The 20,197-nt window shown below is 47.2% G+C and carries 20 protein-coding genes; 7 read left to right on the top strand and 13 right to left on the bottom strand.

Annotation, left to right across the window (positions count from 1 at the left end; all coding sequences use genetic code 11):
- Nucleotides 1-9: 9 nt before the first annotated feature.
- The 5 genes from ppx to BGP75_RS04025 all read right to left on the bottom strand — a co-directional run bounded on the left by ppx (nucleotide 10) and on the right by BGP75_RS04025 (nucleotide 5,317).
- Nucleotides 10-1,497, bottom strand: a complete 1,488-nt coding sequence (gene ppx / locus BGP75_RS04045; RefSeq protein WP_076715428.1) for an exopolyphosphatase — start codon at nucleotides 1,495-1,497, stop codon at nucleotides 10-12.
- Between the two features lie 29 nt (nucleotides 1,498-1,526).
- Nucleotides 1,527-2,006, bottom strand: a complete 480-nt coding sequence (locus BGP75_RS04040; protein WP_076715425.1) for a hypothetical protein — start codon at nucleotides 2,004-2,006, stop codon at nucleotides 1,527-1,529.
- Nucleotides 2,007-2,515: 509 nt separating this feature from the next.
- The gene (locus BGP75_RS04035; protein ID WP_076715422.1) at nucleotides 2,516-2,857 is read right to left on the bottom strand and encodes a YciI family protein; all 342 of its coding nucleotides are present in this window, start codon (nucleotides 2,855-2,857) and stop codon (nucleotides 2,516-2,518) included.
- A 172-nt stretch (nucleotides 2,858-3,029) separates the two neighbouring features.
- The gene (locus BGP75_RS04030; RefSeq protein WP_233152835.1) at nucleotides 3,030-3,851 is read right to left on the bottom strand and encodes an alpha/beta hydrolase; all 822 of its coding nucleotides are present in this window, start codon (nucleotides 3,849-3,851) and stop codon (nucleotides 3,030-3,032) included.
- Nucleotides 3,852-3,895: 44 nt separating this feature from the next.
- Complete coding sequence (locus tag BGP75_RS04025; RefSeq protein WP_076715419.1) at nucleotides 3,896-5,317, bottom strand: PLP-dependent aminotransferase family protein; 1,422 nt, start codon at nucleotides 5,315-5,317, stop codon at nucleotides 3,896-3,898.
- Nucleotides 5,318-5,564: 247 nt separating this feature from the next.
- Between BGP75_RS04025 and BGP75_RS04020 the strand changes: the two genes are divergently transcribed.
- Together BGP75_RS04020 and gltA are read left to right on the top strand one after the other, a co-directional pair.
- A complete protein-coding gene (locus tag BGP75_RS04020; RefSeq protein ID WP_076715743.1) occupies nucleotides 5,565-6,491 on the top strand; it encodes a DMT family transporter in 927 nt (308 codons plus the stop codon).
- Nucleotides 6,492-6,787: 296 nt separating this feature from the next.
- Entirely contained in the window at nucleotides 6,788-8,086 is a 1,299-nt protein-coding gene (gene gltA, locus BGP75_RS04015) for a citrate synthase (protein WP_076715416.1), read from the top strand.
- Nucleotides 8,087-8,114: 28 nt separating this feature from the next.
- On the opposite strand, the gene BGP75_RS04010 is transcribed toward gltA, so the two are convergent.
- Nucleotides 8,115-9,356, bottom strand: coding sequence for an adenylate/guanylate cyclase domain-containing protein (locus BGP75_RS04010; RefSeq protein WP_076715414.1), 1,242 nt, complete (start codon nucleotides 9,354-9,356; stop codon nucleotides 8,115-8,117).
- A 135-nt stretch (nucleotides 9,357-9,491) separates the two neighbouring features.
- On the bottom strand, nucleotides 9,492-10,259 hold the full coding sequence (locus BGP75_RS04005; RefSeq protein WP_076715411.1) for an SDR family NAD(P)-dependent oxidoreductase: 768 nt from the start codon (nucleotides 10,257-10,259) through the stop codon (nucleotides 9,492-9,494).
- A 108-nt stretch (nucleotides 10,260-10,367) separates the two neighbouring features.
- Between BGP75_RS04005 and BGP75_RS04000 the strand changes: the two genes are divergently transcribed.
- The 4 genes from BGP75_RS04000 (at nucleotide 10,368) to BGP75_RS03985 (ending at nucleotide 12,931) form a co-directional block, all read left to right on the top strand.
- Nucleotides 10,368-10,712: a helix-turn-helix domain-containing protein gene (locus BGP75_RS04000; RefSeq protein ID WP_076715409.1), complete on the top strand. Its 345-nt coding sequence runs from the start codon at nucleotides 10,368-10,370 to the stop codon at nucleotides 10,710-10,712.
- A gap of 97 nt (nucleotides 10,713-10,809) precedes the next feature.
- On the top strand, nucleotides 10,810-11,433 hold the full coding sequence (locus BGP75_RS03995; RefSeq protein ID WP_198939268.1) for a LysE family translocator: 624 nt from the start codon (nucleotides 10,810-10,812) through the stop codon (nucleotides 11,431-11,433).
- A gap of 71 nt (nucleotides 11,434-11,504) precedes the next feature.
- Entirely contained in the window at nucleotides 11,505-12,122 is a 618-nt protein-coding gene (locus BGP75_RS03990; protein ID WP_076715402.1) for a DUF2238 domain-containing protein, read from the top strand.
- 323 nt (nucleotides 12,123-12,445) lie between these two features.
- Nucleotides 12,446-12,931 carry an Lrp/AsnC family transcriptional regulator gene (locus BGP75_RS03985; RefSeq protein ID WP_076715399.1) on the top strand — a complete coding sequence of 162 codons (486 nt, stop codon included), beginning with the start codon at nucleotides 12,446-12,448 and terminating at the stop codon, nucleotides 12,929-12,931.
- Nucleotides 12,932-12,952: 21 nt separating this feature from the next.
- On the opposite strand, the gene BGP75_RS03980 is transcribed toward BGP75_RS03985, so the two are convergent.
- Nucleotides 12,953-13,375, bottom strand: coding sequence for an Lrp/AsnC family transcriptional regulator (locus BGP75_RS03980; RefSeq protein WP_076715740.1), 423 nt, complete (start codon nucleotides 13,373-13,375; stop codon nucleotides 12,953-12,955).
- Between the two features lie 229 nt (nucleotides 13,376-13,604).
- On the opposite strand from BGP75_RS03980, the gene yjeH reads away from it, so the two are divergent.
- Nucleotides 13,605-14,879, top strand: a complete 1,275-nt coding sequence (gene yjeH, locus BGP75_RS03975) for an L-methionine/branched-chain amino acid transporter (RefSeq protein ID WP_076715396.1) — start codon at nucleotides 13,605-13,607, stop codon at nucleotides 14,877-14,879.
- On the opposite strand, the gene BGP75_RS03970 is transcribed toward yjeH, so the two are convergent.
- From BGP75_RS03970 to rbfA, 5 genes are all read right to left on the bottom strand, one after another.
- On the bottom strand, nucleotides 14,874-15,725 hold the full coding sequence (locus tag BGP75_RS03970) for an RluA family pseudouridine synthase (RefSeq protein WP_076715393.1): 852 nt from the start codon (nucleotides 15,723-15,725) through the stop codon (nucleotides 14,874-14,876). The genes yjeH and BGP75_RS03970 overlap by 6 nt on opposite strands.
- Nucleotides 15,726-15,957: 232 nt before the next feature.
- On the bottom strand, nucleotides 15,958-18,063 hold the full coding sequence (gene pnp / locus BGP75_RS03965; protein WP_076715390.1) for a polyribonucleotide nucleotidyltransferase: 2,106 nt from the start codon (nucleotides 18,061-18,063) through the stop codon (nucleotides 15,958-15,960).
- A gap of 326 nt (nucleotides 18,064-18,389) precedes the next feature.
- Nucleotides 18,390-18,659: a 30S ribosomal protein S15 gene (rpsO, locus tag BGP75_RS03960; RefSeq protein WP_076715387.1), complete on the bottom strand. Its 270-nt coding sequence runs from the start codon at nucleotides 18,657-18,659 to the stop codon at nucleotides 18,390-18,392.
- 141 nt (nucleotides 18,660-18,800) lie between these two features.
- The gene (truB, locus tag BGP75_RS03955; RefSeq protein ID WP_076715384.1) at nucleotides 18,801-19,778 is read right to left on the bottom strand and encodes a tRNA pseudouridine(55) synthase TruB; all 978 of its coding nucleotides are present in this window, start codon (nucleotides 19,776-19,778) and stop codon (nucleotides 18,801-18,803) included.
- Between the two features lies 1 nt (nucleotide 19,779).
- Entirely contained in the window at nucleotides 19,780-20,196 is a 417-nt protein-coding gene (gene rbfA, locus BGP75_RS03950; RefSeq protein ID WP_076715381.1) for a 30S ribosome-binding factor RbfA, read from the bottom strand.
- Nucleotide 20,197: the final 1 nt, after the last annotated feature.

Raw genomic sequence — 20,197 nt, 5'->3', positions numbered from 1 at the left:
GTAGCAGCTTTAGCGGACTGATATATCGATATTAACCGACTGTAGGTAACTGGCTTCCTGTTCCAGATCCGCTCGAGTCAGCGGGTGCTGGTTCAGCCAGTTGTCCGGAAACACAATCCTGATCAGTCGGTCGTCACCAAAGGAAAATTCAAAGCAGGGGACTGATTGCGCCTGACGGCTGCGATGAAGCAGCACCGCCAAGCGCAATAAAATCATCAAGGTTAACAAATCCTGTTGCCGATCGGATGGCATTAATTCCAGCTCAGCTACCGGTAACTTTCTACGGTGTCCGCGAATCAATAGCGCTAGTATTGCCTGATCCGATTGATTGAACCCCATCAGATCTGAGTGCTGCACGAGATAAGCACCATGCTTCTGGAACTGGCTATGAGAAATAGACAAACCAATTTCATGCAAGCGCGCAGCCCAACTGATTAGATCGCAGTTTTCATCTGTATTGAGATTGATCTGACACAGACAGTTCAGCGCAGTACGCTCGACAGCATCCCCCTGTTCCAGATCAGTGTGGTAACGCTCCATCAGCGCAATAACAGAACGTTCTCGCACATCTTCATGCTGCAACCGGCCAATATGATCATAAAGCAGCCCTTCTCGTAAGGCTCCATCTGAATAACTCATACTCTCAATATTCAACGCTTCAAAAACAGCAATCAGGATAGCAATGCCGGCCGGTAATACGGCCGCACGCTTATCTTTCAGCCCTTCTCGATGAATCCCATGAATATGTCCGACCTCTATCAGCTGCTCTCGAAACTGAGTGAGCGCCCTGAGGGTAATAGGTTGGTAAGTATATTCATCTGCGGATAACAGCTGATAGGCGGCCTTGATGGTTCCGGACGAGCCGACAACCTCCGTCCAACCGGCCTTGCGATAACGATAACCAATATTAAGCAGCTCTCGGTGAGCACTATTAGTCGCCATCGAAAAAGCCTCTTTTGTTAACAACCCTAACGGGAAAAATCGCTGGCTATAGGAAATACAGCCCATTTGCAGGCTTTCAAGTTGTAACGGTGAAAAATGTTTGCCAAGAATAAATTCAGTACTACCACCTCCTATATCAACCACCAGCCTCTGCTCCTGATCATCAGAAAAACTGTGGGCGACACCCAGATAGATCAGCCGAGCCTCTTCCCGACCAGAAATAACTTCTACCGGACAACCGAGGATACTCTCCGCACGCTGAATAAACTGTTGACGATTTCTGGCCATACGCAGCGTATTGGTACCAACGACTCTAATCAGCTTTTTTTCAACGCCCTGTAGTCGCTGGGCAAACATACGTAAACAGTTAAGTCCCCGCTCAATGGCCTCATCAGAAAGCTCTGAACAATGATTAAGTCCAGCAGCAAGCTGTACTTTTTCAGCCAGACGATCAAACAGTTGCAGCTCTCCCTGGACTTCTCTGGCAATGGTCAGGTGAAAGCTGTTGGAACCAAGATCAATGGCTGCTAGCTGAGTATTGATTGACGAATTCATATGTTGACACCATTCCGACAACAGCAACCTTAAAAGGACTGCCGGGTCCGGTCCCCGTCGACGCCAGCACCGATAGAATACGCAGGTACTCTTTTCGGCAGATACTCCTGCGTATCGGGCGTTATTCTTTGCAGACGCTGAAACGCTGATTGCTTTCGCATAAAGTGCTCGGATATATGTTGACGACAGACCAGGGATTTTTCGGTCGTTGCTGCTTTCGTTTTAAGTACATTCCAACCGGTCAGGTCCTCTACTTCCCGAACACGACGTTTAAAGGTTTCAACGAAACGATGATTCCGCTTGATATCTGAAATGTCAAAACTCCCCTTTAACAGCATAATTTCATCATTTTCTTTACAGAAAATGCGAGATTCACTGAACTCAAACAGAAAATTGGCATATTTTTCGTCAAAGCTGATGGGCAGGTCCACATCCTTTCGCCGACCTTCAGCAATACGCAAACGACCTTGTGACCCTTTGATAGCAAGAACGTAAGTGGGAATGTGCATGACTGATCTCCCTTTGATCGCCGTGAATTTCCTAGTGGAACATAACCAACTGCGCCAAGCCTTAACCGGGCTCCCGCCATAACGCAGCAACAGCCAGCACTGGACTTCAACAGAGTAGCCAGAATAACAGTCCAATATGACGATTTATTGAATGCGGAAAATGGAATATTCAGGGATCAGAGTTTTCAGGAAAGGCTCTTTTTCAGGTAGAGAACCGACGAATCAACAGCTTTTTCACAGCACCGGTACAAATCGGCTAATACCGCACTCCACAGATAAGAAATACTCAGGATCAACGTCCTTAACACTGACAAGATCTTCTCCATTTTGGTTGAGAATTCGATCCCGCCCAGCTCGCTGGCGCAGTTCTCCTACAAGATTGTTATGGGCCGCCTTAAATAGCCAGGCAGAGGGGTTGTCAGGCCCCCCTTACCTGTCCACGAGGAAAGCACAGCCATCAGCTTTCCGTACTCATGCCGAAAAAAGTGTTCAGCTAAATTCAGCGGTGCTCAAGAAGTACTGATCTCTCTGATTTCAACACTTGAACCGGGCATTGCAACACCCGGACTTTCGCGGACCACTTCCATCGCCTCTTCCATGTTCTTTGCTGAAATAATCATAAAGCCACCAATAATTTCCTTGGCTTCGACAAAAGGACCATCAGTTGCTGCCTCATGGGTCAGGACCTTTCCCTCTGCACTCAACTTCCCTCCCATATCGATAATATTTTTCCCAAACTTTTCTTTCCACGCATGGAACCTGGCGTACATCTCTTCCATTTGGGAGGGAGAAGGAGGCTCACACTTTCCGGTTTGACTGCGCTGAATACAGAGATACTTGTGGTTTGACATAACTATTCCTTATTTTTGACTGTTTGTGTGCCAAAGTTACATCGATTAACACAATCGATACCTATATGACGGATGGGCAATCTCCTTTTGGACACCTTTAGTTATTTTTTTAAACCTTAGCTTCAGACACCTTTCTGCCACCAAAACACAGATTCTTTAAGGCCCCAGACTCTTACCGTTTCAGAGCATTCTGCAAAGCCGGAAGGTAACGGGGATCAGCTGATATGGAATTATGTCCAACCCCCTCAAACAGAATCAATGACACTACATTCCTGGAAAAACGAGAAGAAAGCATTTCCGTACTTTGACGAGGAATAACCTGATCATGTTCCGCCATAAGTATAGTGGTGGGGATCTTTATGTCCGGTGCATATTTTCCAGAATTATATTTGTCACGTAATAACAACCCGACGGGGATATATGGGAATTTATTCGAGGCTATGGCTTCGATACTGTCGTAAGGAGTTACAAGCACCAGGTTCGTTGCAGGAAACTGGCTAGCCAGCCTTGTAGCAATCCCTGTCCCCAGACTTCGGCCAATGATTGAAATACTGGAATGATCTTTTTGAACGGTTTTAAACAGGGCAACGGCATCGCTGTAGTTAGCTGCTTCAGATGGAGTTCCAGAGCTACCGCCGTAACCTCGATAATGCATAAGATAGACAGCCTGATTGGGGAACACCTTGTCGAATACAGGAAGGTTCTGCGACACATCTTCGCTGTTGCCACCAAAATACAGAATGGCTTTTGATCCGGAATGTGGCCTGGTCGAAATGACAATTTCTTCACTCTGAACAGGCAAAATCAACGTATTTTGAGGAGAAGATAAGGCTCTTGGTTGAGGAAAATAAATCAAGGAATCTTGAATAAGGTATAGAAAACCACAGAGTGCGACGTAAGCTGGAACAGCAAAAGAAATAATCGTACATGTGGCTTTTATCATAGAATCAGTATCATCTCCGGACATACCAGAGCCAATGCCCGGGCCGTTCATTGAGCCATCTATTAAGTATTCTAATCTAGTCGATCCTACAGTAGTCAACCACCTGAGGAAGCTAACTCCCCCTGGATTAACTCTCCTAAGGTTTTCATCGCGTTCAAATAGCGCTCTTCTGGTTGAAAAGCTGCATAGTTCAGTCGCAGACAGTGCCTGAAGCTGTTATCACTGGAAAATAGACTTCCCGGGGTAATACTGATTTTACGCTCATGAGCCTGTTGAAATATCTGATCACAATCCGTTCCTGCCGGAAGGGTAATCCAATTCAGAAATCCCCCCTGTGGAGTAGAGGACGTGAGTTCACGAGGCCAGTACTGACAAATTGCTTCTTGCAGTAACTCATAGCGCTGGCGGTACGCACGCCTCGCTGTACGCAGGTGACGCTCGTAACGGTTATCATCAAGAAACCGGGCTGCACTCTGCTGAAGCAATCCCGGAGAGGCCATGGTAGTCACATACTTAAGATAGTTAATTTTATCAAAATGACGTCCGGCAACGACCCAGCCAAGACGAATATCAGAGTGAAGCGTTTTGGACAGAGAGGTGCAGTAGATTACCCTGTCCTCGGTATCCAGGCTTTTTAATGTAGCCGGACGAGTCTCAAAGTACAGTTCACCAAACGTATCATCCTCTATGATCGGCACCGAATATTGATTGGCCAGTTGCAGTAGCCGCTTTCTGTTCTCCAGCGGCATGCATGAGCCTGTAGGATTGTTATGACTGGGGTTAAGCAACATGGCCTTGATTGGCCATTGCTCCAGGCTCCTCCCCAGCAACTCAAGATCAATACCATCTTTGGCGTTGGACGGAATTTCAAGTACCTTCATTCCCAGAGCTTCAATGCACTGCAAGTTGCCATAGAAACAGGGAGTCTCAACCACAATGATGTCGCCAGCCTGCGCTAATGCCAGCAACCCCAGACTGATTCCTTCCTGAGCCCCGTTTGTAATAATAATATCCTCAGCAGATACCAGTGTATCCAGTGCCTGAAATCGTCGCGCCAGCTGTCGCCGTAATTCAGGCAGGCCAGGAGGCTGGACGTAGTGGCTGTTCGGTTTATCGCTACCAGCAAAGCGATAAGCATCCCGGGCCACCTGTTTATAGAAGTCACGGCAAGCTGGAAACTGGATAGCAGGATGCGCGCTCCCCAGCGGAACGCGAGTCTGATCAATTGCCGCCGCGACCACTTGCAGCGATGTAGCTCCGAGCTTAACTTCTCTCGGCTCAGGCTGAAGGTTTGCCTCTCCTGCTGAACAACGACGAGTGACGACGAAACCACTACGACTCCGGGGTTCTATCAGACCCTGATCCTCAAGCAGCATATAGGCCTTGATCACCGTATTTTTGCTAACATCCAGCTGCTGGCTGAGACTGCGCAATGATGGCAGCAGGCTACCGGGTCGAAGCTGAAGATCCTGGATTTGTCCGCAGATGTAGTCCACAACCAGTTGATATCTTTTCATGGGTACAGTTTACAGATAAAACCATCAAGCAAGCCAGTATCCATATCTGTACCCATAAACTAACCGGCGTTCTGGGCCTGTTGCTAAGCATTCAATTCCGTCACATTAACCAAACGCTCCCTCTCTTTGTTTATTAGTCGCTTGAGGGTTCTGTGTAACCTATATCAATCTGAGCCCTGTATATCGTTATAAACCCTTTTGCTGCTATCGTTAACTCTGCTGCCGCAATCAGAAAATGGCAATCGCTATGGTGAACTCTGCATCTACTTTAACCCGATGGGTCCCATTGATATTTGTCGTGCTATGGAGCACTGGATTTATCGGTGCCAAATACGCTCTTCCTTATGTGGAACCCTTTAATCTGCTACTTATCCGGATGCTGATCACTTTGGTAGTTTTTGCAGCCTTAATGTTGTTTTTCCGTTCCAAGTGGCCATCTCGTCAACAAATACTTCATCAGCTGGTTGTCGGATCTCTGGTCCACGCCGCCTATCTTGGAGGAGTATTTGCTGCAATCAAGCTGGAGATGCCTGCTGGAATTGCAGCCTTACTGGTGGGTTTACAGCCTTTGCTTACCGCCCTGATGGCCTGGTCTACATTGGGAGAACGCTTGCATCCCAGACAGTGGATAGGATTACTGCTTGGGCTGGTGGGAGTCGCAATGGTATTGCTGAGAGGCCAGGATCTGGGTCAGTTTGATATCAGCATGGGAGCCTTAATGGCAGCAATGCTGGCATTATTGGGAATATCCATTGGCACTCTCTACCAAAAGCGTTTTGGAGCCGGTGTTGACCTGATCTCCGCTTCTTTTTTTCAATATCTTGCCACTGCACTGTGGATGGCGCTGTTAAGCTACTTTTTCGAAAATCAACAGGTGGAGTGGCACCCTCAGCTTATCTGGTCGCTAGCCTGGCTGGTATTTGGCCTCTCGGTCACAGCCATCCTGTTGTTGATGTATATGATCCGTGAGGGCGAAGCCTCTAAAGTCGCGAGCTATTTTTACCTTGTTCCACCTCTAACAGCTCTGGAAGCCTGGTTACTGTTTGATGAAGTGCTCAGTATCGGCGCTATCGCAGGCGTATTGGTCACCGTCGTTGGTGTTTTCCTGGTACTGAAAGCACCAGGAAACCCAGCCAGATCAGTCAAGCTCAATGAAAAACGAGGCAACTTGTAAAATCAGCTCCTGAACCAACAGGTTTGATATGACTCAAAACGACAAGAAGGCCTCGAATCATCCTATTTTAACCGCCACGATATAGGGTATAAGTTACCTTCATAATCCATCCAGGCTGATCGATAATGATATCGACCAGCCTGGACAACGGTTACCCCTGCAAAACCTGAAGAACCTCCCCCGCGAATTCAACCTCCAACCCCGTCATTAAAAAGTATATGGATCTATACTTTCCAGCAGGGATAGAACTTAAAACGAAGCAACCTCGGTATCGATGGTTTTAAATGGAGGCCCCCATGTCAAACAAGAACACCCTGACATTAACCGACAATCGCACCGGAAAAACCATCAGTTTACCGATCCAAGCAGGCACAGCCGGACCTCCTGTGGTCGATATTCGCGGGATTTACGGCGATTTCGGACTCTTTACTCTGGACCCTGGTTTTAAGTCTACCGCCTCCTGTACCAGTAATATCACCTTCATTGATGGGGAAAAAGGGGTTTTACTCTACCGAGGCTACCCCATTGAGCAGCTAGCCGATCAAAGCAGCTTTGTTGAAACCTCCTATCTACTGATGAAAGGTGAATTACCAAATCAGTCACAACTGGATGATTTTGACCAATTGATTACCCGGCATACCATGGTTCATGAGCAATTGCTGAACTTTTATCAGGGTTTCCGGCGAGATGCGCACCCGATGGCGATCATGGTCGGTGTAGTCGGTGCATTATCAGCGTTTTATCATGATTCACTGGATATTCATGACCCCCGACACAGGGAATTATCAGCTATTCGACTATTGGCAAAAATACCAACCATCGCAGCTGCCTGTTATAAGCATTCGATTGGTCAGCCTTTTATCTATCCTGATAACAATTTGGATTATGCAGCCAACTTCCTGAAAATGATGTTTGCAGTACCGGGACAAAATTATCAGGTCAACCCGGTAGTGGCCAGGGCACTCGATAAGATTCTCATTCTCCATGCAGACCATGAACAAAATGCCTCCACATCCACAGTACGCTTAGCAGGCTCTACCGGTGCGAACCCGTTTGCAGCAATATCTGCGGGTATCGGTGCACTTTGGGGACCTTCTCACGGCGGTGCTAATGAAGCAGTGCTGAAAATGCTGTATGAAATAGGAACCGTTGAGAATGTTCCAAAGTTTATCAAGAAAGCCCAGGATCCGAATGATTCCTTCCGCCTGATGGGCTTTGGTCATCGAGTCTATCGCAATCACGACCCTAGGGCTCAGGTACTGAAAAAAGAAGCTAAAAAAGTCCTGGAAGCGCTGGATCATCATGATGACCCACTCTTCAAACTGGCTTTGGAGTTGGAACGAATTGCATTGGAGGACGAGTATTTTATCGAGAAAAAACTCTATCCCAACGTGGACTTTTACTCGGGCATTATTGAAAGTGCGATGGGCATACCCACAAACATGTTCACGGTCATGTTTGCCATGGCTCGTTGTGTCGGTTGGATTGCCCAGTGGAAAGAAATGATGGTCGATAAGGATCTGGTCATTGGTCGTCCCCGGCAACTATACCAGGGACCGGCTCAACGAAATTATAAAGCCGTTAATAGCCGTTGATGTAACGGACTCAAAATACCGGTTTCAATTAGCTCCGGTTTACATCAGTTGGTGATATCTGTGTCGTTGCCAATGCAAATAGTTCAAGCTCGGAACCAACACCTCGAAGAGCATGAGAGCCTAGTGAAACCCAATCGCCCCGGGTTTCATCGACAAAGGGTTTTGACGCCAAAACACGATAGCCTAATTGCTTGGTTAAATCCTCAATTCGAGCTGCTTCATTGGCTGCGGGACCGGTTACCGAAAAGTCCAGCCTTTCTGGCACTCCTATATTGCCGTGCATCACTTCACCAGTATGCAAGCCCAAACCATAGGATAGAGGATCTAAACAGTCGGCTTGTCGCTGTCGATTCAATCGCTTAATTCTCTCCTCCGCTTCAATTGCTGCATTCAATGCCCGCTGACAGGTGCCCTCGGCTATCGGAAAAATTGCCAGAATACCGTCACCAATAAAGCGCAGTACTTCCCCCCCGGCATCGATAACTGCTCCAGCGGTACAGTCAAAGAACTGATTGAGAGTCCGCAGATACTCAGGTCCAGTCAATACTTCAGCCATGCCCGTCGAATTTCTCAGATCACAATACAGGATTACCGCGGGTATCAGATCCCCATCGCCTCGACGAATTTTTCCACCCAAGACTTGCTTTGCGGTTTTTTCTCCCAAATAGGCGGTAAGTGCATTCAGAGATGCCCGCTCTCTCAGGGCCAATTTGATAGCCACGCCAAGGTATGTCGAGATATATTTTATCTCGACAATTTCCTGTTCACTAAAACCCTGAGTAGCATCAGCGCACCAACTCATCAGAACACCTTCATATACGGGCTCCATCTCAGGAGGAGGTCCAAAGCCAACAGCCGTAATAAGATAGTCCGTCGCTCCCCGGTCCCGAAACTGTTCCAAAACGGGGTAATCAAGACGGGCCTCAGGCCCTGTCAAATGTCGTCGGAAAAATGGCAGTTGATTATCAACTACGTACTTAAGAGGACTTAGCTGCCAATCCAGATTCTTCGAATCACTCGAAGAACCATGACCACGAAACTGGATATCCTCCATCCCATGATTTTTAAGCCAACTGAAGCTAAGTCCTTCGATGGTTGGGTGCAGAGTGCGCCAGGAAAGACTTACCCGATAAAGAGGAACCCCGGCTTCCACCATCTTTTCACAGATAATCCCAAGGAAGTCTGAAGTCAGGGCCGGCCCCAACACTCGCTCTATAAGGCAATGGGCTATCAACCTAATCTCTTCCCTGATATTTTCAACGCTACCCATCTGCCTCTCACAATAAATGTATTCAATTTTAATATACGGTATCTTAAACCATATTATTCAAAACACTTATTCGTTCTTGGCGGAATAATAATTTACTTATCAACGAGCCTTGTTAGCGGTTAGTGTCAACTGCAGCTAGTTCCGACCAGCCATCACTCCACCATCAACATCCCAGATAGCGCCGGTAACCCAACCGGCCTGATCTGATAATAAAAAGGTTATCACGTTAGCCACATCTTCTGGCGTACCTATACGACCGATCGGATGAAAGTCATTAAAACTATCGAGTACTGCATCAACCTCAGAGGGATCAATAAAAGACTCATAGATTGGAGTTTTTACTACAGCAGGGGAAACACAATTAACACGAATACCGACATCTGCAAGCTCCATTGCCAAATGTTGTGTCAAAGCATGCAAACCCGCTTTCGCCATTGAATAAGCCGATGAAGGAGTCGCTTTGATTGCCTGCTTAGCCCACATCGAGCCAATGTTGACAATACTGCCACCCCCTTGCGCTTTCATTTTTTCAGCTACGGTCTGGGTAACAAAGAAGATCGCTCTGTTGAGTCCCATATAGGCTTCATAATCACCAACCTCATGATCCAGAAAACCTTTTGGATGAAAACATCCCGCAGCATTCACCAACCGATCAATATCGACACCGGGCTCGGCCAGACAACGACAAAGCTGCTGAACCTGTTGTGGATCATATAGATCAGCACGCAAACTACTGACATTTCCGTATCCCCTTAGCTCTGTTTCTGCGGCAAACAACTTTTGCTTGTCTTTGCCCGTTATGATTACCTTCTGTCCTGACCTCAATAACTGTCGTGCAACCTCAAACCCCATACCGCTGGAGCCACCGATAACTAACGAACTTGCAATCACTTGAGTGGTCATACATTCTCCTGATAAATATCAACTTCAGTAGTAGCCACTTTAGTTTCGCTTCGACTGCTTGAAAACCAGGCACAAACAGGTACCCCAGGTACTTTTTGGTACATCTTTATGATTAATAAAGAGAAAAAATTCTCCAGAAAATCAGCTCCTGAGCAGACCGCCAGAATGGTGGAAACTATTTTTGGCTGTAAATGGTCTCTTACCCTGTTCAATCTGCTCGCTCATGGTATTAACCGACCCGGAGAGATGGTTCGTAATGTCGAAGGTTTGTCCACTAAGGTGTTGAATGATTGTCTGCGCAAGAATACTGAATTCGGTATTCTTGAAAAACGTAGTTTTGCAGAACTTCCTCCACGAGTGGAATATCATGTCACCCCTTTTGGAGAAAAATTCATTGCCGTGCTCGAACAAATTGAACAACTGCAAAAAGAAGCTGAGAATAACGATGACTGATGGTTAAAGGTCAGCATCGCCAGCGACATTGATAGCCAGCTATTATATATAGCCACTCAATATTAGATTTTGAAATAGGATAAGTACTTTGGAAACCTTGATAAACCTGTCAATACTGGCAGTTTTTATACCCACTTTTTTTTTCGTATCGATCACTCCCGGTATGTGCATGACACTGGCCATGACAATGGGTATGACGATTGGTCTGCGACGTACATTCCTGATGATGATTGGCGAATTGCTGGGCGTTGGTCTGGTGGCCCTGCTCTCAGTCGTTGGGGTAGCAACAATCATGCTGCAGTACCCTGCTGTTTTTCTGCTGTTCAAGTATTTAGGAGGGGCTTACCTGTTTTATCTGGGTATTCAGCTCTGGTTATCTCGCGGAAAGATGGCAGTAACAGAGGAACGGTTGGACGGCAACAATGCAACAGCGATGGAATTGGCTACTCAGGGATTTGTTACCGCCGTAGCTAACCCTAAGGGATGGGCATTTTTTGTTGCCTTACTACCTCCGTTTATCAGTGATGACTTACCGATGGCACCGCAAATCAGTATATTGCTAGCGATGATTCTGGTGATCGAATTCTGCTGTCTGGTCATTTACGCCAGTGGTGGCCGTACAATGAGTAAATTTCTGCAAAAAAGTGGAAACCTTCAGCTGATGAACCGTATCGCAGGAACATTGATGATGGTCGTGGGTATCTGGCTGGCTTTTGGTTGAAATGGTTGTCCAGAAAGAACAGCCATAAAAATACAGCCTCAGCGCCGGTTTCTTAACTTCGAGAGCTATCTATGATTTACCGAGTTGCCTGGATTCTAATTTTTGTACTGGTTCTGGTCTGGTCTGCGATAGAACCCAAGGATCAATTCACCTGGTTTCTTGAGGTACTTCCGGCGTTAATTGGCGCTGGAGTGTTGCTGATAACCCGCAAGAGCTTCCCGTTGACCCCTATGGTTTACCTGCTCATTCTTATTCATTGCGTTATTTTGATGGTAGGCGGGCATTATACCTATGCAGAAGTCCCACTCTTCGATTGGATTCGAGACTCCTTTGATCTACAGCGGAATAATTATGACAAAGTGGGCCACCTGGCTCAGGGATTCATACCTGCGATGATTGCCCGGGAGTTACTGATACGAAAGCAAGTCATCAGTACATCCGCATGGCGCAACTTTCTTACCGTCTGCTTTTGCTTGGCGTTCAGTGCATTCTATGAACTGATTGAGTGGTGGGTAGCTATAGCCAGCGGGGAGTCCGCCGAAGCATTTTTAGGGACTCAGGGCTATGTCTGGGATACCCAGTCAGATATGGGTCTGGCTCTGTTAGGCGCAATCATGGCGCTGGCACTTCTAGGGCGCGCTCATGATCGCCAAATTTATCAACTAAAAACCGATAATTCGGCTAAATAAACACCTGGTTCACTCGAATTAACTAACATATGTTAGTTTATTGGCTTTAAACTCGAAATAATTTCTAATTAGCATACCAGTTCGCAGACATACGCTAACAGTCCATTGATACTCTAACTGCGGATGGTGAGGGCTCTCCTGAACAAAGCCCTACAGGCCTGACCCCGGCCAAATAACAGTATGCTCAAAAGGCAACAATGGATAACCCACAAGGTTATCCATCTATTTGATTCAGAGTCCTCACAAAGTACTTTATGGATCAAATAAAAATTTAGCAGAATAGGTTTAGAGACCACCATCCTTTTCATTTTTCCGGTAACCCTATGTCTCATACTCTCGACCGTATCGACCGCCACATCCTGGAGATTCTGCAACAGGATGCACGTATCAGCATTAACGAGCTTGCCGATAAAGTTGGCTTGTCTCCCACTCCCTGTGGGCGGCGGATCAAGCAACTGGAACAGTCCGGCTTAATCGATAAACAAGTAATCTTACTGGATCAAAGACAGGCAGGGTTACCAATGACCGTTTTAGTACAGGTCAGCCTGGAAGCTCAAACGAAAGACAAACTGGAGGCCTTTGAGGAAGAGGTTTCAAAGCTACCTGAAATCATGGAGTGCTTTTTAATTACCGGGAGTGCGGCTGACTACATCCTGAAGATTGTCGTTCCAAGTTTGGATCATTACCAACAACTGCTACTCGATAGGCTGACTGCGATGCCAGGTATCAGCTCAATAATCTCGAATTTTGTACTTCGACAGCCCGTTAAGAAAACCGCTTTACCACTGAGTCAGCTAGGCAATAAATAAACTACTGCTCGTCATAAACCGCTAGCGCCTGATTCGCTCTTCCAAGACGGTGTGGGTGACAATTCGAGTCAAGCGCGGAAGCGCCTCCAGGCGGCTACGTAGATTATTTAGTTCAACCATGCTGGCTGCTTCAGCAAATATCATCATGTCCACATCACCTGTGGTGCTATGGCAGCTTTTTATCTCAGGATAGGACATCAGGATTGCTGAAATCTCATCGCAACAACCTTGATTGAAGGTGAGCTGAAAATAGGCGGCTACCAGACTTTGAGGTTGTTTTAATTCAACTCGATAACCAATGATATGCTGCTGATCTTCCAGTTTACGGATTCGCTCAGAAACAGCTGAGCGGGACAAGCCGACATGACGCCCAATTTCGGCATTCGACTGACGCGCATCCTGACTCAGGCAGGCAATTATTTTTTGATCAAATTTATCCGTCATTGTGATCAGAAGCTCTCTAGTGTAGCGGCACAAAAATATAACATAGCGGTGGTAAAGATCCCTGACGATTCGACGGTATAAAAAGCGAATCGCATGCAAAATCTGGCGGTTTAGCAATCTGCTTCCAGCAAGCATCAGAGTAAGCTTTGACGACCTCGATAGAAAAGCCGGTGCCGTATCAGTGCACCATTGAATGACAGAATAAAGTATTGATTCACGGAATAGAATAATGAGCGGATTTCACAAGCAGATATCATTACCTCAGGGCATATCTCTGCTGCTGACAACACTAATGGGGACCGGTGCATTTGTGGTTCCCTCGCTGGCGGCTACCATTGCCGACAAACAAGCGTTATGGGCCTGGGTGCTGCTTATTAGTCTGATGCTCCCCATAGCATTGACCTTTGCCATGCTTGGCGCTCGCCACCCCCATGCAGGGGGAACTGCCTACCTGTTATCCAAAGCTTTTGGCTCCCGTTGGGAAAACTTCACCGGCTGGCTCTATCTTTCGGTAATACCAACAGGCTTACCCGCTGCAATCACTATCGCAACAGGATATCTCGGAAACTTTCTCGGTATTGAAAGTGCATACCATGGTTGGCTAGCAGCACTGACACTGACACTCATCCTGCTGATCAACTTGATGGGAATCAAAGCCTCTGGACACATGCAGACTCTTATCGCTATCGCTGTGGGAGGGACCTTAACCGTACTCTTACTGGTCAGCGAACTGGAACTTAAAGACCTGCAACCCCCCCCGTTTGCCCTCCCGGAATTAGGTAATATCGGTGAGGCTATGGCAGTGATTTTCTGGTGCTTTGTTGGCATTGAAGCAATGACTCATTTAGGAGCCGAATTTAAAAACCCACGCCGGGATTTCCCTTTGACGATTATTATAGGAGTGGTTTTAACCGGCCTGTTCTACTACCTGACAGCGGCACTGGTCATCCGCTACAGCGCCTATGGAAATGAAAGTATTGACAGTCAATCGGTTGCGTTCTTGGCTGGACAGTTAATTGGTCCGGTAGGCGAAAAAGTTGTCAGTCTAATCGGTTTTCTGGCTTGTCTGGCCAGTATTAATCTCTATAACCTGAGCTTTACCCGACTGATCTGGAGCATGGCAGAAAATAGTGTATTACCAGCCCCGCTAGGGCAGCTAACCAGCCGCGGAGTTCCTGCCAGGGCCGCTATTCTGGTATTCATTATTTCAATGCTATGCCTGACCATTAAGTATCAGCTAGACGTAGGGCTGGATGAGCTTATCAAGTATTCTGATGGGGTCTTTGTCGTGATCTATTTGCTCGGTGTGCTGACGGGCCTTCGATTACTCAGTGGCTACCGAAAACAACTGGCCGGGTTGTCGCTAATACTTTGTCTGCTAGCGTTGATCACCATTGGCAGCTACGCAATATATGTACTCTTGGTATTGGCATTTTCCGTCTGTTGGGACAGATACCTTGAGCATAAAACCCTATCCATCAAAAAAGTTACAGACGGTTCATAACCCCCGGGTTGTCAGAATACGATTGTCATCCAACCGAAAAGTACGTAAAGCCCCTGTGTTTGGACAAGTGATCTTCAATAAAAAGGACTGAAGCTGCAGATCTACCGCATCATTGCTGCCGGCACCATAGAGTCGGTCTCCCAGTATCGGATGACCCAATCCCGCCAGGTGCTGGCGGATTTGGTGTTTTCTTCCCGTCTCCAACAACACCTCGATCAGAGAACACTGGCGTTGCTGATCAATGTCCAGCGTTGTCATTCGACTCCGGGCAGGCTTACCATTGAGTGGTTGGTCGATTAGCTGATTGTCCAGCAACAGCTCACCTCGAACCAGTGCCCGATAACGCTTCTCTACTTGTCGATTTTCAAACTGACCAGCCAGGTCGGCCGCCGTTGTTTTATCATGGGCAAGCAGAATTAAGCCTTCAGTCGCTCGATCAAGTCGATGTACCACAAAGGCCGACCGTTCAGGCTCCATATGGGTTTCAGCCCAACGGTAAAGTGTGCAATGGTCACCGTATTTGGAGCCCTGACAGAGCATGCCAAAGGGCTTGTACCAAACGGAATAATTGCCTTCATCCACCATCAATTCTGCTGGTTCAGGCTGCGTAGAGAGCACCTGAGCATCGTAATAGAGATGCAACTGATCGCCGTATTTCAATGCACTGCTACCACGCCGCAGACGTTTCGTCGTTCCCCGGGTTAACCAAACGGCCCCTGAGTGCATTACCCGCTTCAACTCACTGCGGCTGAGATCACAGTTCTCCGCCAACCATTCAACAGCTTTCTTTCCACCTTCCCGAATGTCAATGTGACGCTCATAGCGTAGTTGATCTTTGCTGCTCATATCGCACTAACCTTATGAGATTTACAATCCTTACTTTCAGAAACCATCACTATTAGTGATCTACAGTTTTTGACAACAAAGCCAATCAACGTTCTGACGGAGTCGGATTTTTTGCTCACAGTTTAAGGAAATCACTATAGATTCAGTGGCATAAACTTAGTTTTATTGCCTCTAAGCTGCACACCGGATCCAAAAAAAAACGGGCCGCAGCCCGTTTTTTCTGGAGTTGGAATTAAGATTCCACCCCTTCATCTTCACGCAGGTCTTTCATGCTGAGCTTAATGCGACCACGAGGATCAACATCCAGCACCTTAACATTTACCACTTGTCCTTCTTTCAGGAAGTCAGTCACTTTTTCAACACGCTCTTTGGCAATCTGAGAAATGTGCAGTAGACCGTCTTTACCAGGAAGGATATTTACAAAAGCGCCGAAATCAACGATACGTTCGATCTTGCCTTCATAGATCTTACCGACTTCAGCCTCAGCAGTAATCGCCATAACAGTATCGATAGCAGCCTGTGCAGCGGCTTTGTCAGCAGCAAAGATCTTGATGGTACCATCATCCTCAATATCGATAGACGCACCGGTTTCTTCAGTAATGCTACGGATAGTTGCACCACCCTTACCAATAACGTCACGAATCTTATCAGGATTGATTTTAAGCTGAGTCATCGCAGGAGCATTGTCGTTCAGCTCTGGACGGGCATAACCTATGACCTTGGCCATTTCCCGAAGTATATGCTGACGTGCTTCCAAAGCCTGCTCCAGCGCCTGTTCCATGATCTCCTCAGTAATACCCTCGATCTTGATATCCATCTGCAATGCAGTGATACCATTCTCGGAGCCAGCTACTTTAAAGTCCATGTCACCCAGGTGATCTTCGTCACCCAGTATGTCAGTCAGTACCGCAAACTTATCGTCTTCCTTAACCAAGCCCATTGCAATGCCGGCAACCGGACGCTTAACAGGAACACCTGCATCCATCAATGCCAGAGAAGCACCACAGACCGATGCCATGGAGCTGGAACCGTTTGATTCTGTGATTTCAGAAACAACTCGAATTGTATAAGGGAACTCTTCCTGGCTTGGCATCATGGCCTGAATACCACGTCGTGCCAATCGACCATGACCAATCTCACGACGGCCAGCACTCATCATACGGCTGCATTCGCCAACAGAGTATCCCGGGAAATTATAGTGGAACAGGAATGGATCCTTCTGCTCGCCTTCCAACGCATCGATGATTTGCTGATCACGGCTGGTACCCAGAGTTGCAGTAACGATTGCCTGTGTCTCTCCTCGTGTAAACAAGGAAGAACCGTGAGTCTTGCCTAACACTCCGACCTCAACATTAATCGGGCGTACAGTCTTAGTGTCACGACCGTCAATACGAGGCTCACCGTTAACGACGCGGCTGCGAACAATGTTCTTCTCAACAGAAGCAAACAGTGCACTCACTTCCTTAGCATCATAGTCAGAGTCTTCAGCGCCGGATAAAGCGGCAACTGCTTCGTTTTTAATTTCACCTAAACGACCATAACGGGCCATTTTATCGCTAATCTGGTACGCTTCAGTAATTGCATCACCATAGTTACTAACGATCTTTTCTTTCAGTTCGGTATTCACCGGTTCTGGCTGCCAGTCCCAGGTTGGTTTAGCGTTCTCTGCTGCAAATTCAGCCACAGCGTCAACAACAACCTGCATTTCATCGTGAGCAAACAGTACTGCACCCAGCATTTCATCTTCGCTCAGCTCGTCTGCTTCAGATTCAACCATCAGTACAGCGTCTTTGGTACCTGCGACAACCATGTCCAGCAAAGAGCTTTCAAGCTGTTCAAAGCTTGGGTTCAGAATGTAACCATTCTCTTCGTCGAAACCGACTCGTGCCGCGCCGATTGGGCCATTGAACGGAATGCCTGAAATGGCCAGAGCAGCGGAAGTTCCGATCATCGCAGCAATATCCGGATAGTTTTTCTTATCCGCAGATACGACAGTACAGATCACCTGTACTTCATTCATAAACCCTTTTGGAAAGAGCGGACGAATTGGACGGTCAATCAGACGGGAAGTCAGTGTTTCAAATTCGCTTGGACGAGCTTCGCGCTTGAAAAAACCGCCAGGAATTTTACCAACAGAGTAAGTCTTCTGCTGGTAATGGACAGACAGTGGGAAAAAGCCCTGGTCAGGACGCGCTTCTTTAGCACCCACTACAGCAACCAGCACTTGGTTTTCACCCATAGTGACCAGTACAGCACCAGAAGCCTGGCGGGCGATACGCCCTGTTTCCAGAGTGACTTCCTGGCCACCGAACTGGAATGTTTTAATCTTTGGATTCACAGTGAATTCCTCTAAATGAATTTTCTCTGTGCCCCGATGTTTAGCGGTTCAAATGAACTCGACCAAATCTCTGTTGTGCCTTTACAAGCCGTACTCTTTTGCACTCTCAAAATATCTTTCCGGGTATGGAATTAAAAATGCAAAAAAGTACGGGCTGATCAACAGATCCGAAGCACCTGTTTTCTACCTACTATGTACGGTTTTTACCATTCATAGTTTTTACTAAATATAACTTCCTATCTATTGTATCTAGCCAATGACTGCGTCCAGCTATCTACAAAACGTCAAAGGCCATAGCAAATGCTATGGCCTTTGAACTGATCTACTTAACGACGTAGACCCAAGCGACCGATCAACGTGGTGTAACGCTGAGCGTCTTTGGACTTCAGGTAATCCAGCAGCTTACGACGCTGGTTAACCATCCGGATCAGACCACGACGAGAGTGGTGATCCTTCTTGTTATCCTTGAAGTGTGACTGCAGACCAACAATGTTAGCAGTCAGCAGAGCGACCTGAACTTCAGGAGAACCAGTGTCTCCCTCAGCTGTTTGATAGTCTGCAACGATGGCCGCTTTGGCTTCGGCTGTTAGTGCCATGGTATATCTCCATTTCCAATATGCATGTGGCTTGTCGATTAGACTTATCCACACTGGTTAAACAAACGTCAGCACCGTGCATATTTACAGTACTACGCGACAATCCCGGTTCTCCTGGAAACCAACGGGTAACTAGCAGGATTACTGGGTTTTCATCAAACGACGAGGGATCAACACCCCATCTTTCGAAACTTCTCCAAGTCCAAGAAACGTACCTTCGGACTCGGCAACAATTCTAACTAAATCAGCAGCAGATTGAACCTGCTCCAGCTGCGCATCAGTTAATCTCAACTTACGCCCATTCTTAACAAATTCGACTTGTTGGTCGTCAATAGTCAACACAGGGAGATATTCCACTGCTGTCCAGGCTGGCAATAATAACTCATCCAATGCCCTCTGTACGACCTGATTTTCACCTGCTGATTCCTGCTTCCCTTCAGCCAGATCCGCTATTTCCTGGATTTGCTCCGGAGTCTTCATCATCACAGCCTTGTAGGGGCCGGAATCGAGACGTCGCAAGACGCTGACATGCGCACCACAACCCAGCAATTCACCCAGGTCCTCGACAATTGAGCGCACGTAGGTACCCTTGCTGCAGTGGATATCCAGATCAAGCTCGTCACCACGAACGTCAAGCAGTTCGATATTATAAATGATCACCTGACGCTTTTTGACTTCGACTTCAATGCCTTTACGTGCGAGCTTATAAAGCGGCTGTCCTTGATGTTTAAGGGCAGAATACATTGAAGGGGTTTGGGTAATCTCACCATCGAAATGTTCAGCCAATAACTGACAGACTTTTTCTGAAGTGACACCTTCGACCGGCCGCTGTTCCAAAACATCACCCTCAGCATCACCAGAAGCTGTTTTGATGCCAAGCTTAGCAGTGGTTTGATAGTGTTTATCGGCATCCAGAAGAAACTGGGAAAATTTAGTAGCCTCACCAAAGCAAATCGGCAACATGCCTGTCGCCAATGGATCTAACGCCCCGGTGTGGCCTGCTTTAGCTGCACCGTAAAGGCGCTTCATTTTCTGAAGAATGTAGTTGGAGCTAACCCCGGCCGGTTTATCCAGCAGCAGCACTCCATCTACATTCCGTCCCTTTCGACGTCTTGCCAACTCAGTCGTCCTCCGACCCCTCAGGGTTCGCGTCGGTGTTATCTTCCTGGCGCGAACGATCTTCATTTACCGCTTTATTGATTAGTGAAGACAGGTAATTGCCTCGAGAGACACTGTTGTCATAGTGAAAACGCAATTGCGGCATCACTCGTAGCTTAATCGTTTTAGCGGCTCTCCCACGCAGAAAGCCTGAGGCACGATTAAGTATTTGAACATTAGCGGCGATCTCTTCTTCAGTCTCAGCAATCCCCATAATGGTGATGTAGACATCGGCATAGTTGAGATCTCGGGAGACTTTAACTCCGTTAACCGTTACTAAACCCAGCCGGGGATCTTTAATCTCCTGCTGGATTAATTGAGCCAGGTCGCGTTGCAGCTGCTCAGCGACCCGTTGTGTACGACTAAATTCTCTGGCCATG

The organism is Motiliproteus sp. MSK22-1 (genome assembly GCF_001968815.1).
Taxonomy (GTDB): Bacteria; Pseudomonadota; Gammaproteobacteria; order Pseudomonadales; family Balneatricaceae; genus Motiliproteus.
Note: the sequence above shows the minus strand (reverse complement) of the source record. Positions and strands in the feature narration are given on the sequence as shown.